This is a genomic window from Streptomyces sp. NPDC059994 (genome assembly GCF_042737755.1).
GTDB lineage: Bacteria > Actinomycetota > Actinomycetes > Streptomycetales > Streptomycetaceae > Streptomyces.
In genome coordinates this window covers 23,501-35,676 of record NZ_JBHWUR010000037.1, presented here as the reverse complement: position 1 = coordinate 35,676, position 12,176 = coordinate 23,501, and the positions used below count along the sequence as shown (strand labels likewise).

21 protein-coding genes are annotated in these 12,176 nt (G+C 68.5%); 18 read left to right on the top strand and 3 right to left on the bottom strand.

Annotated features, from left to right (window positions below; translation table 11 throughout):
* Positions 1-8: 8 nt before the first annotated feature.
* Genes ACFWA7_RS19980 through ACFWA7_RS19970 form a run of 3 tightly spaced genes read left to right on the top strand, consistent with a single transcriptional unit; the run spans position 9 to position 701 of the window.
* Positions 9-185, top strand: coding sequence for a hypothetical protein (locus ACFWA7_RS19980; RefSeq protein ID WP_385824257.1), 177 nt, complete (start codon positions 9-11; stop codon positions 183-185).
* Positions 186-187: 2 nt separating this feature from the next.
* Positions 188-496: a hypothetical protein gene (locus ACFWA7_RS19975; protein ID WP_385824255.1), complete on the top strand. Its 309-nt coding sequence runs from the start codon at positions 188-190 to the stop codon at positions 494-496.
* A 49-nt stretch (positions 497-545) separates the two neighbouring features.
* The gene (locus ACFWA7_RS19970) at positions 546-701 is read left to right on the top strand and encodes a hypothetical protein (protein WP_385824253.1); all 156 of its coding nucleotides are present in this window, start codon (positions 546-548) and stop codon (positions 699-701) included.
* An 83-nt stretch (positions 702-784) separates the two neighbouring features.
* Here ACFWA7_RS19970 and ACFWA7_RS19965 read toward each other — a convergent pair whose 3' ends face one another.
* The 3 genes from ACFWA7_RS19965 to ACFWA7_RS19955 are packed head-to-tail and all read right to left on the bottom strand — an operon-like array spanning position 785 to position 1,710.
* Entirely contained in the window at positions 785-976 is a 192-nt protein-coding gene (locus ACFWA7_RS19965; protein WP_385824251.1) for a hypothetical protein, read from the bottom strand.
* 48 nt (positions 977-1,024) lie between these two features.
* Positions 1,025-1,462: a DUF6221 family protein gene (locus ACFWA7_RS19960; protein ID WP_385824249.1), complete on the bottom strand. Its 438-nt coding sequence runs from the start codon at positions 1,460-1,462 to the stop codon at positions 1,025-1,027.
* Positions 1,459-1,710, bottom strand: coding sequence for a hypothetical protein (locus ACFWA7_RS19955; protein ID WP_385824247.1), 252 nt, complete (start codon positions 1,708-1,710; stop codon positions 1,459-1,461). The genes ACFWA7_RS19960 and ACFWA7_RS19955 overlap by 4 nt, the downstream gene beginning before the upstream one ends.
* 93 nt (positions 1,711-1,803) lie before the next feature.
* On the opposite strand from ACFWA7_RS19955, the gene ACFWA7_RS19950 reads away from it, so the two are divergent.
* From ACFWA7_RS19950 to ACFWA7_RS19880, 15 genes are all read left to right on the top strand, one after another.
* Positions 1,804-2,181, top strand: a complete 378-nt coding sequence (locus ACFWA7_RS19950; RefSeq protein ID WP_385824245.1) for a hypothetical protein — start codon at positions 1,804-1,806, stop codon at positions 2,179-2,181.
* Between the two features lie 11 nt (positions 2,182-2,192).
* On the top strand, positions 2,193-2,912 hold the full coding sequence (locus ACFWA7_RS19945) for an HNH endonuclease signature motif containing protein (protein ID WP_385824243.1): 720 nt from the start codon (positions 2,193-2,195) through the stop codon (positions 2,910-2,912).
* Between the two features lie 87 nt (positions 2,913-2,999).
* Positions 3,000-3,206, top strand: a complete 207-nt coding sequence (locus tag ACFWA7_RS19940) for a hypothetical protein (protein WP_385824241.1) — start codon at positions 3,000-3,002, stop codon at positions 3,204-3,206.
* 60 nt (positions 3,207-3,266) lie between these two features.
* Positions 3,267-3,989, top strand: coding sequence for a hypothetical protein (locus ACFWA7_RS19935; RefSeq protein ID WP_385824239.1), 723 nt, complete (start codon positions 3,267-3,269; stop codon positions 3,987-3,989).
* Positions 3,990-4,112: 123 nt separating this feature from the next.
* The gene (locus ACFWA7_RS19930) at positions 4,113-4,334 is read left to right on the top strand and encodes a MerR family transcriptional regulator (protein ID WP_385824359.1); all 222 of its coding nucleotides are present in this window, start codon (positions 4,113-4,115) and stop codon (positions 4,332-4,334) included.
* 105 nt (positions 4,335-4,439) lie between these two features.
* A complete protein-coding gene (locus tag ACFWA7_RS19925; RefSeq protein WP_385824237.1) occupies positions 4,440-5,210 on the top strand; it encodes a GIY-YIG nuclease family protein in 771 nt (256 codons plus the stop codon).
* A 117-nt stretch (positions 5,211-5,327) separates the two neighbouring features.
* Entirely contained in the window at positions 5,328-5,597 is a 270-nt protein-coding gene (locus ACFWA7_RS19920; RefSeq protein ID WP_385824233.1) for a hypothetical protein, read from the top strand.
* Positions 5,594-5,854 carry a hypothetical protein gene (locus tag ACFWA7_RS19915; RefSeq protein WP_385824231.1) on the top strand — a complete coding sequence of 87 codons (261 nt, stop codon included), beginning with the start codon at positions 5,594-5,596 and terminating at the stop codon, positions 5,852-5,854. The genes ACFWA7_RS19920 and ACFWA7_RS19915 overlap by 4 nt, the downstream gene beginning before the upstream one ends.
* Before the next feature lie 176 nt (positions 5,855-6,030).
* Positions 6,031-6,477, top strand: coding sequence for a hypothetical protein (locus ACFWA7_RS19910; RefSeq protein WP_385824229.1), 447 nt, complete (start codon positions 6,031-6,033; stop codon positions 6,475-6,477).
* Positions 6,478-6,504: 27 nt separating this feature from the next.
* Positions 6,505-7,602, top strand: coding sequence for a hypothetical protein (locus tag ACFWA7_RS19905; protein WP_385824227.1), 1,098 nt, complete (start codon positions 6,505-6,507; stop codon positions 7,600-7,602).
* Positions 7,596-7,886: a hypothetical protein gene (locus tag ACFWA7_RS19900; protein WP_385824225.1), complete on the top strand. Its 291-nt coding sequence runs from the start codon at positions 7,596-7,598 to the stop codon at positions 7,884-7,886. Before ACFWA7_RS19905 ends, ACFWA7_RS19900 begins: the two co-directional genes overlap by 7 nt.
* A 47-nt stretch (positions 7,887-7,933) precedes the next feature.
* On the top strand, positions 7,934-8,341 hold the full coding sequence (locus ACFWA7_RS19895; RefSeq protein ID WP_385824223.1) for a hypothetical protein: 408 nt from the start codon (positions 7,934-7,936) through the stop codon (positions 8,339-8,341).
* A gap of 23 nt (positions 8,342-8,364) precedes the next feature.
* Complete coding sequence (locus ACFWA7_RS19890; protein ID WP_385824221.1) at positions 8,365-9,024, top strand: hypothetical protein; 660 nt, start codon at positions 8,365-8,367, stop codon at positions 9,022-9,024.
* A gap of 17 nt (positions 9,025-9,041) precedes the next feature.
* The gene (locus ACFWA7_RS19885) at positions 9,042-10,559 is read left to right on the top strand and encodes a terminase large subunit domain-containing protein (RefSeq protein ID WP_385824219.1); all 1,518 of its coding nucleotides are present in this window, start codon (positions 9,042-9,044) and stop codon (positions 10,557-10,559) included.
* On the top strand, positions 10,556-12,127 hold the full coding sequence (locus ACFWA7_RS19880; protein WP_385824217.1) for a phage portal protein: 1,572 nt from the start codon (positions 10,556-10,558) through the stop codon (positions 12,125-12,127). Before ACFWA7_RS19885 ends, ACFWA7_RS19880 begins: the two co-directional genes overlap by 4 nt.
* Positions 12,128-12,176: the final 49 nt, after the last annotated feature.

The following is a 12,176-nucleotide window of genomic DNA, read 5'->3' as shown; positions in this document are numbered from 1 at the left end:
GATCCGCAATGAAGCGCACCGATGCCATCCGCCTCCACAGTGAAGAAGCCGCCTCGTACAGCAAGGCCGCCGAGTCCGCAGCCGAGCCTGCCCGGACGCAACTCCGTGAAGCGGCCAACGACCATCAGGTGATGGCCGACGCGGCCCGTCTGTACGACTACGAGTGGGAAGAGCTGGAGGACTGACCATGAAGACCGCCACGATCACCGCCGCCGACATCGTCAAGCGCTACGCCGACGGCATCGCCTACGTCGCCGAGAAGACCCCCGCCACCGACCTCGACTCCTTCATCGACCACCTCGACACCGCCGTCCGGTACTTCGGCATGGTGGGCATCAACGGGCATGAAGACCTAGAGACCGCCGGGATCCTCCTCGGCGAAGCCCTGCACGCGGACGACGACACCGAGCGGGCTGTCTTCCTCCGCAAGGCCGACAAGCTCCTCAAGCCCGTTCCGGACATTCTCGACGAGTACCGGGACATGGTGGGGGACTGATGGCCGCTACCACCGCCCCCACCCACCACCATCTGACGAAGGACACACCATGGGAAAGATGATCTTCGGTTTCAACGAGGACGGCGACTTCGCACCCCTGCCCGACGGCGTGAAGATCGAGAGCCAAGTCAGCCTGAGCGGCGGCCAGAGCATGACCGACGAGCGGGGCGACCGATACGAAACCACACCCTCCGACGACGACTGACGACCACATCTCCTCACCCTTGGCGCCGCCAACGGTGACCCTGCGGCCCCGCGCCTACCCAGGCAGGGGCCGCAGCCATGCCGTCAGCCATCCGGCTCCCACGCTGGCACCGGCTCCGGTCGCGGCGGTGCGCAACGCGCCATGTACCGGTCCGTCCCCGGCGACAGCGTCGGCGACAGAATCGGAACCAAGCCGAACGCCGTACACAAGCGCGCCAGTTCGGCCGCACACCGAGCCCGGCCCGACACCTGCACCGAGAACACCAGGTCGTCCATCAGGACAGTGTGACGGGGGAGCGCTGGCCGCGTCCGGGGAACGAGAGGCTACGGACGCCATTCCTGGCGGTAGCCGGGCCGGTCGGCATACACGGCCGCGAGCGCACGCCACACCGGGCAGCTTCGCCACATAATGCCGCCAGCGCAACCCAGGCAGGCCTGATCGGGTTCGTCGACGTAGGGGCGGTGCACGGCGAGAAGCCGCCGCTTGGCCTCGACCTCCCGCAGGACGCGGGCCGGGTCATGGCGGACGATGTGCTCGGCCGTGAACAGCCCGTCGTAGGTGCCGTTCCAGCGCCTCCCCAGCTTGCGGCGGATATCCGGATGCGGGTCGCCGACGATAAGGATGCGCCCGTCGGTCGACCCGTCGCTGAAACGCCAGTCCGGGGCCTCCGGGTGGCAGCCGCATAGCGCAGCGGCCTTGCGGGCGGCCAGTTCGTCTTCGTCGAGGCAGTTCGTGAGGAACTCCATCGGGCCGCCGGTCATGAGGTCGTCCTCTTGGATGGTCGGCCGCCAGTGCGGGCGCGGCGCTCGGCGAGCTCCTGTTCTCCCGCTGCCAGTGCGCTTTGTTCCTCGGTCGTGCCGTGCTCGGCGAGGTAACTGCGGACGTGGCTGAGGAGGTCGCTGCTGCGGTCCGTGCCTTGGCGGGCGGTGGCGGTCTCGTAGGCATCCCACACACGGCGGGGGAGGCGGAAGCGTGCGATGAAGGTGTGGTCGTTCTCGCTGGCGGCCATGACGTCATGTTGCCACACGGTTTTCGTCGAATGACTTGTGTGGCTACACAGTTACGTATTACTGTGTAGCCACAAGCTTTCAAGGGGGATCCCGTGACTCGCAGACTCGCCGTCATCCGCCGCACCATCACCGCCGCTCTCCAGGCCAGCCGCGCACTCGGCTACCGCACCCTCTCCGGCATCGTCGCCTCCGACCTTCAGGCCGGACGCGTCATCCAGTGCTCCGAATTCCTCCGCCGCCTCGGCCTTGACGAGGACCTCATTCGCAGCCTCCGCTCCTGGTTCGGGCGGTACGCCGCCAAGGCGTGGCGCACCGGAACGATGACCGAGCCCCGCAAGGTCTGGGCCCTGATCGACGACCGCTGGACCCACGTCGCGGTCTATCAGCCGAACAGCTTTGCCTTGCCCGCCGCCGTCACGTCATACAAGCGAATGGCCGGACTCGGCCTCACCTATGAGCTCACCGCCTGAAGAGGAGTCACGTGAACCCGGACTTGTGGCAGATGATCGCCAACTGGCAGCCCACCGTGATCAAGATGGCCAACGGCGCTGAGCGTCACATCACGCGCGCTCGACTCTGCCTCTTTGCTGAAACGCTTGCCGTTGTGGACAGTGGGTGCTGGCTCTGGACTGGGCGACTGTCGCCTCAGGGCTACGGGGCGACAAAAGTGCAGGGGGTCGGAATCGGCGTACACCGCCTTGCGTACCTCGTCTTCGTGGGACCCATACCGGCTGGCTTCCATGTGGATCACTTCTGCCACACGGTCGCCATCGAGCGCGGCAATTGTGAGGGCGGCCCCTCGTGCGCGCATCGACGCTGCGCGAACCCTGCCCATCTGCGCCTCGCTACGCCTCGGGAAAACACGCTGACCAGCCTGTCGTGGGCGGCTGAACATGCCCAACGTACCCACTGCGTGAACGGCCACGCACTTGAGGGCGCCAACCTCTATCTACGTCGAGGCGGGGGTAGGGCCTGCTTTCAGTGCCATCGGGACACCGACAATCGACGACGTCGCGAGCTTGCCGAGCAGGAGGGCCGAGTCGTGCGCCCCCTGCCGCAGGATCGCACGCACTGCGAGAACGGGCACCCATTCGACGAGATCCACACCAAGGTGGACAAGCGCGGCTGGCGGAGCTGTCGAACCTGCGCGAACCGGCGTTCCCGGGAGTACAGGCAACGAAAGAAGGAATCCGGCTCGTGAAACATTGGGAGGAGACGGCGCAGGAAGCCGCGAAGGCCGACGACCGCTACTGGAACGATCGCTACGACTGTGACGAAGGAGACGACGATGGCGACGAAGCCGATTGAGCACCACGCCGACAAGGGCACGTTCCTGACGCTCGCCGAGATCGAAGCCTGGGTCCGCGACGCGAAGGCGGCCGGGGCGACCGGTGAGGAGATCGTGACGGTCTCGGTGAGCCTCGGCTCGAAGCTGAAGAAGATCCGCATCGACGTGGCGACCGCGGTGACGCCCACGGAGGATGCCGCTCCCTAGGTGCACAATGGGCGGCAGCCGCCACACGCGCCTCCGTTCCGCCGCACCGAGGAGCCTGCCGTGCCCCACCCCATCCCCACCCCCTGCCCCGGCCGATGCAACGCTGCCTGGCGTAAGGCCGAGCAGCAGCTCGCGCTCCAGGGAACCGAACATCACCTCACCCCCCAGTGGGGCAAACCGGTCCACTGCCTCGGCTGCACGGACCGCGCCCAAGTCCAGCTCGGTGAACTCCCCGAACTCGTCGCCGCGATATGGCTGGAGGCCCTCAATGGGACTCCGACCAAGACGACCGGCACCATCGGCCGCGTCAGCACCCCCGTCTGGCCCGGCCAGGCCGCCCGTCTCCTCACCGACCACATCGTCGGCGGCATGCGCGACCTCGAAGACGACATCCGCAGCCTCCGCGACCTCAACGCCCGCCGAACTGGCCGCAGGGAAGGCGCCGACGTCACCGCCGCCACCCGCTTCCTCACCGCCCATCTGCCGTGGGCGCTGGAGCACCACCCGCTGGCCGGCGAACTGTACGACCGGCTCTCCGGGAACCCGGCCTCCCAGATCAGCGAATGGCACCGGGCCGCCGAACGCTTCACCTCCCGCGACCGGCGCCTCGAACACCGCCGAGTACCGTGCCCGCGCTGCGAGTTGCTGACCCTGTTCCGGGCGGACGGAGACGACTACATCGAGTGCCGGAACATCAACTGCGGGCTGCTGCTGACGCCCCTGGAGTTCGACGAGCACACTCGCGCTCTGGCCTCCGAATGTCGAGGAATCAGAGCCGCTTGACCATGGAGTTGGGTTACGCGTAACGTGCATTCAACGGCACAGATGTGCCCATGAACGATCAGCCCCGATGCCCTCGGCCTCGGGGCTTTCGCGTACAGATCTCGGGAGGCTTCCGTGATCGACATGGACCTTGACGGCGACCTCCAGGCAACCCTCTGGACCACCGCGCAAGCCGCCGCCGCTGCGGGGGTGTCACCGAGCGCAATCCGGATCTGGGTTCACCGTGGGCACCTAAAGCGGGCGAACTCCGAGAAGTGCCGGACAGCGAAGTACCGGGCAATCGACGTCGTGAAGGCCGAAAGGGCCACGCGAGATCGAGCCCGAAGGACATTCGCCGCAGCGTAACTTCCCTTAAAATTGGGGCAGAAGAGACCCCGGCGAATGCTACGAACATCCCCGGGGCGTGGCCGACGCTTCAGGGAGCACCGACAGGTGGATAGTAACTGGCTCATGCCCGTCGACCGATCGCGCGCCGAAGGGGCTGACGAAGGATGGCGCCCGAGTGGCGTCGCCCTCATGGGCGGGGTCGACCAGGATGACCCCGCGCTAATGGCTATCGTGGCCGTCCTTCACGAGATGCGCGGCGCAGGCATCGATCCCGATGAACACGTCGTGAGAGTTGCCGTGGCGTTGGGGCGCCACCGGCACGACCGGGCAACGCGGCAGTGCGAGGCGCGGACAGGGGCGTCTGATGAATCGAATGAGACGTCGATCGTCTACTATGTGCGGCGCGCAGACCTGATAAAGATCGGCACCACGACCCAGCCGCACAGCCGCTTCGCGGCTCTACTGCCGGACGAGATCCTTGCGTGGGAGCCAGGGGGCCGCACCGTGGAGCGGGCGCGCCACCAGGAGTTCGCAAAGTGGAGAGTCGGCGGTTCCGAGTACTTTCGAGCGAACGAACCTCTGAGCGCTCTTGCTGGTCAACTCCATGAGTTGCATGGACAGCCGAAACCGGATTGGCCGACGCTGGCTAGCGTCAGCGCTATTCGATCGAAGCATCTGACGCCGCTGGCGGCGCCCGCAATTCCAGTCCTCGTGACCGTTGGCGAAGGCGTCGAAGCGCTCGGGATCAAGAGGAACACTGCAGACATGTGGGTTCGCCGAAAGTCTCTCATCGCGGCCGGGAAGAACCAGTTCGGCCGTCCCGTCTACCTCCTCGCCCACATGCGCGAACTCGCCGAGCGGGGCGGCTTGATGCAGCCTGCAGGCGCCGCCTGACCCCCATCTCCTGCGCGCGGCGGCTCCAGCGCAGGCGGGCCCGCGTCACATCCGTCCCCCGGGTGCGCGGCCCCGGTCCGTCCGGCCTGCGGGAGGGGCCGGACGGACCTAGACCATGTGGAGGCTGCCATCGACTCTGAGCGGAAGGCTGCCTACCAGCAGCTCGAAGAAGCGATCCGTCGCGTCAACGAGCTGGAGGGCGCCGACGGGGTCCTCACCGAATGGGTCGTTGTTACGGCTACACAGTCCTTCGACGGTGACGGCGATGGACTCACGCAGGTCGGGAAACTGCTGCCTGACGGTGGCGGACAGGTCCCCTATCACCGGCTCATGGGACTCCTCGACTACGCCCTGACATGCTGCCGTGCCGAGGTGGCAGAGACGTGAGCTCAGCGATCTACCGCTACGAGATCCCCGTCGACGACCAGTGGCACGCGGTCCAGCTCTCAGGAGACGTGATCCACGTGGCCTGCCGCAATCCGCGTGCCGTCGAACTCTGGGGGATTCATACGGACGGACCCTCGGCGACGCGCGGCTTCCGGGTCTTCGGTACAGGCCAGCCACTTCCCGGCAAGGTCAGGCACGTCGGTACCGCCCCCACTCCAGACGGCCAGCTTGTCTGGCACCTGTTGGAGCTCGCCTGACCCCAAGGCTCGGGGCTGCTTCACACATCCGCGCCCGGGTGGGCCCCGATGTCCCGCCGCCCTCTGTCCCACGCTGGGTGGCAGGACACCCGCCCCGGCCGACTTCACCCATGGGCCGGGGCGGGCTCGACATTTCACTCAGCGCCACGCGGCGCGCCACCACAAGGAGAGCCGCCGTGGCGAACATCTGTTTCAACATTGCCCTCGGGCGGCTCGCCTACTACGCCAGCCTCCCCGCCGCGAACGACGCGCTGATCCTGGTGCCGTTGGAGAGCAGCGGCCTGGAGACCGACGCCGTCCTGCGCGACAAGGATGATCTCGCCGCCGTCGTCGCCGGGACCACCAACGAGCAGACCACCGTGGGCCGCAAAACCCTCGCAAGCGTCACCGTCACCGTCGACGACACCAACGACCGCGTCGCACTCGACGCCGCCGACGTCACCTGGACCGCCCCCACCGGCAACGCGATCGGCGCAGTCGTCATCTGCTACGACCCCGACACCACCGGCGGCACCGACACCGACCTCATCCCGCTCACCAAACACGACGTGACGTGGACCCCGGACGGGAACAACTTCACGGTCACGATTGCGGACTTCTGCCGGGTCAGCTCCACCGCGTAACCCCCAGCGGGCCGAGCGGGAGGCGCCGTGGCGAGCTTCAGCGACGACTTCAACCGCGCCAACTCCACCGACCTCGGGGCTAGCTGGGTCGAGGTGTCCGGGGACTGGTCGATCCTCTCCAACCAGCTCTCCCCGGGCGCGGCAGGCGGCACGATCATCCTGCGCGCCGCCAGCACCATGGCCAGCAACGACCACTACGCCCAGGCCACGATCGCCGCCACCACAGCCGCGAGTCAGGGCGTGTGGTGCCGAGGCAACGCGAACATCACCAGCGGCTACCTGTGGCGCAACAACGGCACGTCGTGGGACCTCTTCCGCGTCGTCGGCGGCTCCTTCACCGCCATCGGCACCTACGCCGCAGCCGCCGCCCCCGGCGACATCGCACGCGTACAAGCCGTCGGCAGCACCATCACCGCCTACGTCGGCGGCATTCAGCGCGTCTCCGTCACCGACACTGCAGTCACCACCGGCACCAGCGTCGGCATCCGCGCCGACTCCGCCGGGGCACTGCGATTCGATGATTTCACTGCCGCGGACCTGTCCGCCGGCGCGACCCTCACTACCGCGGCCGCCACCGAGACCGCGCAGGTTCTGGCCGGCGGCAAGGCGGCGGCGCTCGGGCTCGCTGCCGCTACGCACGCCGCGCAGCCGGTCACGGGCGCCAAGGCCGCGCCCCTCGGCACCGGCGCCACGACCGAAGCGGCGCAGGCACTTGCTGGCGTCAAGACCGCTGCCCTCGACGCTGCGGCTGCCGTCGAGGCGGCGCAGCAAGTAGCCGACGCCAAGACGGGCGTCCTCGGCGCTGCCCTTGAGGCTGGCGCCGCGCAAGCCGTCACCGGCGTCAAGACGGAGCCGCTGCTCGCCGCGGCGCAGGCCGAGACAGCCCAGCCGCTCGCGGCCGAGGTGAGCCACAGTCTCCCCCCTGCTGCTGCCGTAGGGACAGCCCAGCCGCTTGCCGGGGTGAAGAGCGCTGCCCTCGGCCCCGCCCAGGAAGCAGCCGCTGCCGGGCCGCTCACCGCGGGCGGCCTCGACCTGGACCTCGACATCACCGTCGGCGTACCGCACGCAGCCGCCTGGAACGTGCAGACGCCGCTACCCGGTTGGGGGGTGGGCGCACCGTGCTGATTCCCTCCTCCTCCACGGAGTACCTGCACATCCCGGTCACCGCACCGGCTGGCACCGACCTCACCGCAGCGCCGGTCAAGATCGCCGTGGTGGCGCATGCCGACAACCCGTCTGGTGCGGAGTGGAAGACCGCCGAGTGGGTGGACGGCGCAGCCCGGCTCCTCATCGGGCCCGACGGCGGCGCACTCACGCTCACCCGCGGCAGCTACCGGGTGTGGATCGCCATCGATTCCCCCGGGCCTGAAAACGTCATCCGCCAGTCCGGCATGTTGAGCATCCGCTAAGGCCCGCCATCGCGCACCACGATCATCCCGGCGCCGAAGGAGACGCGATGACCATCCCCGCATCCTTGGAGGGCACTGGCCCTGCCTGCGCGCTGTGCGGAATCCGCGCGGTCGTCCACTGGCAGAAGCGCCTCAGCGACGACGAGCTTGACGCGTACATCGCCCTGGAGCAGGCCCGCCGCGACAGCGCCACCGAGCTCGCCGACCCGGCCGGGCCCCCGCCCGCATTTCCGCTGCTGCCGACCGCCCAGGACTGCACGCGCCTCGTCCACGGCTGCGCCGACCACGGCATCAGCCTCGACCGCGCCGCACTCATCCACCTCAAGGCCTGCACCGCCCCCACGGTGGCGGACCTGCCCGGCTGCAACTGCACCCCCGAGGCCGCACCCGATCCCGAGCCGGACCCCGTACCGGTACAGCTGCCGCCCGGATGGATCACCGGGGGCGGTACCTGATGGCCCGGCGCACCTGCGCGGTCATGCTCGAACCGACAGAGAAAGCACCCGCGCGGCCGTGCCAACAGCCCGCCATGCGAGGCGGCGATCTCTGCCGCATCCACGCCAACCCGGCCGAGATCAAACCCCTCACCGACGTGCCCGAACGGCGGCGGTGCACCGCGACGGCCAGCAGCGGCGAGCCGTGCAAGCGCTGGTCGATGGCCTACCAGGACGTGTGCGGCGCCCACGGCGGGAAAGCCCCCCAAAACCGGGCCGCAGCCAACCGGCGTAAAGCGGATGCGGAGGTCGATGCCCGGGCCCGGCGCCTGTGGGCCCGCATCGACGCCACACCGGTCGACAACCCACTCCTCGCCCTCCAGCAGGTCGCAGGCGAAGTCCTCGCGTTCAAAGACGCATGCGCGGGCATGGTCAACCAGCTGCAGGAAATCCGCTACCAGGGCGCGGCCGGCGAGCAGCTCCGCGCCGAAATCGTCCTGTACGAACGCGCCATGGACCGGGCCGGAAACTTCCTCGCGAAGCTCGCGCAGCTCAACATCGACGAGAGGCTCGCGGCGATCAGCGAGCGGCAGGCCGAGGCGGTCATCGGCGCCATCGAGGCCGCGCTGGCCTACGCGGGCATCACCGGCGAGACCCGCGTGAAGGCCAAGCAGGTGGCGGCCCGTCGGCTGCGCATCGTGTAGCCGCTGAAGGGGGCGCCGTGGACCTGCTGCTGCTGCGCGTCGCCGACCGGCTGGAAGAGCCACCCCCCGACGTATTCGCCGATCTCGGCTACGTACCCACCGCCAAGCAGCAGGAGTTCCACGACGCCACCGAGTTCGACGTCCTGTACGGGGGAGCCGCGGGCGGGGGAAAGACCCGAGCGCTCGTCATGGATGCCATCCGGGACTGTGCCACCTACCCGGGGCTGCGCGTTGGTGCCTTCCGGCGCACTTACGGTGAGCTGAAGGAAAGCCTGATTGCCGAGCTGGCGCTGGTCTCGTTCGCCCGGGCGCTGGGGGCAAGCTGGAACGGCACCGAGTTCGAGCTACGGTTCCCCAACGGCGCTTTGATCATGTTCCGGTACGCGGAGACCGTGCAGGACGCCACCCGCCGCCAGGGCGGCCAGTACCAGAAGCTCCTCTTCGATGAACGGACTCTCACGCCCCCTGACGTGTGCTCCTTCCTGGAGTCGCGGCTGCGCTCCGGCCGCCGCGACATCCCCGTCCTCGGCATCCGGTCCGGCACGAATCCGGGCGGCCCGGGTCATGGCGCGGTGAAGACCCGCTACATCAAGCCCACCAACTACGGACAGAAGGTCGTCACTGACGTCCGCGGCCGGACCGTGCGGTTCATCCCATCGAGGCTCTCCGACAACCCGCACGTCAACCCCGAGTACGCGCAGGACCTGCAGGCCCTGGACGGCAAGCTGCGCGCCGCATTCCTGGACGGTGACTGGGACGTGTTCGCCGGCCAGATGTTCCCCGAGCTCAAGCGCGGCCGGCACGTTGTCGAACCGATGGAGCTGCCGCCGACCTGGCGCCGGTACAACGGCATCGACTGGGGCTTCGCGGCGCCGTGGGCTGTGTTGTGGGCGGCGCAGGACGAGGACGGCCGGGTCTGGGTGTACCGCGAGTGCTACCAGCGGGGTGTGGGGGAGGGCGAGCAGGCGCAGCGGATTCTGGCGGCTGAGGCGGACGGGGAGCATATCGCCGTGCGGTACGCGGACGATGCGATGTGGGCGACCCGCGGTGAAGCCAAGCCGATCGCAGCGGTCTACGCAGATAGCGGTGTGCACCTGACCCAGGCCGGCAAGGGCGCGGGCTCGCGCGTGAACGGCTGGCAGCGCGTCCACTCCTACCTGACTGAGGCGCTGGCCTGCTCGCATCACCGGGCGCTGGGCTGGGAGATGTGCCCGAAACTGCACATCTTCTCGACCTGCACGGAGTTGTACCGCGAGCTGGCGGATCTGCCGCATGCCACTAAGGGTGACCCCGAAGACGCCGATACGACGGCAGATGATCACGCCAGCGATGCCCTCCGCTATCTCTTGATCAACCTGGGATCAGGGCCCGAGTTCGTCATGCTCGACGAGAGCACAGTCGAACCTGGACCCGAAGTGCTGCAGGCGCTGGGGGCGACGATGGCCTACCGGCCGGCTCCCGACGCAGCAGACGACGACTGGTGGCTGCAGGACGATGAGGCACCGCGTGCCGGGGGGACGGTGGGAGCCCCGTGAGCCTGCGTACCTGGTGGCAGAACCTGACCGGCGGCGGCGAGGTACTGGAGACCGCGTCAGCCAGGGCGGCCAAGCTGCCTGAGCGCACGGGCTACGAGTACGGCGTCGGCCCGGGTGGCCTGACCGAGTCCAACCAGGGCATCGGGGCTGCGACCCGCAGCGACCGGCGCTCGATGCTGACCCAGCTCTACGACGCCTACCTGGCCTGCCCCTGGGCCTGGGCGTCGGTCAACGCCATCGCCCGCACCGTCACCGCCGGGGGCCTGGTTACCGACTGGGCCAACGACGACGGCGAGGGCGAGGAGAAGGAGCCAGACAAGCCGGCCGAAGTGCTGCTGCTGGAGCGGATGCTCGCCTACTGCAACCCGCGCGAGAACATTCGGCAGATCCTGCGCGGCGTGATCACCGACCTCCTCGTTTTCGGGGATGCATTCATTGAGGTCGTGTGGGTGGGGCAGCAGCCGGTCGCCCTGTACTCCCTGGACTGTCCGAGCATGATGCCGATCGCGGACGAGCACGGCACGATCACCGGCTATGTGCAGGTGACGGAGCAGCAGCAGCGCGCCAAGTTCGAGCCCCGCGACGTGATCCACATCAGTCTCGACTCTCCGCGCTCCGGCGTATTCGGGGTGTCGCCCACCCAGGCCGCTCTGCTGCCGATCACGTCGTGGCTTTTCTCGGCGGCGACCACCAAGGAGATCTTCCGCAAGGGCGCGCCGCCCTTGATCCACGTCGACCACCCGGCGGGGGCTCAGGACAACGCGATCAACAGGTGGAATGCGCAGTACATGCAGCGCAACGTCGGCCCCCGCAACATCGGCGTCCCCATCAACACCAAGGGCGGAGCCAGTGTCCATGAGCTCGCCCAGAGCCGCACCATGGACTACCTCAAGTTCCTGGATCAGAAGCGCGACGAGATCATCGCCGCCTACGGGGTGCCGCCAGCGAAGGTCGGCATCATCGAGTCCGGGAATCTCGGTGGCGGCACCGGTGAGGCGCAGGACCGCACCTTCATGGTCAACACCTGCCAGCCGATTGCCGAGCTGGTCCTGGAGGCCCTGAACTACCACCTTGCCAAGCTCGGGTTCGGCGTCGAGGGCTGGAAGCTCAAATTCCAGGACATCGACATGCGGGACTCCAAGACCATCGAGGAGATCCGCGACCTGCGGCTGCGCAACGGTTCCTGGACCCTGGACCGCTACCGCGCCGACATCAGCGAACCGCCCGTCGAGGGCGGCGACCAGGCCGTCCTCGTCGACCGCACCAACCTGGTGCGCTGGGCCGACATGGACGCCGCATCCAAGGCGTCGATCGCGAACAAACTGCGCGGCACCGCCCTGGAACCCGGCCCCCCCGAGCACGGGGAGCCGATCGCGGTCGAGAAGCCCGAACCAGCTGAAGTCCCCGCCCGGCTTGCCCCCTTCGCCGGCAAGACCCCGCCACCGGGCCCCGCTCGTGTGGCGGCGCCGGAGCCGCAGACGGCCGAGTCCCGGCACCTTCTGTACCGCAGGCGCCTGCGGGAAGCGCTTGCCGCGCTGCCGGGAGATGCCGATGAGTACGCCGCCTGATCCGAGCCCGGTCGTGCAGCCACCGGACCCGCAAGGCCATCCGCTGCGC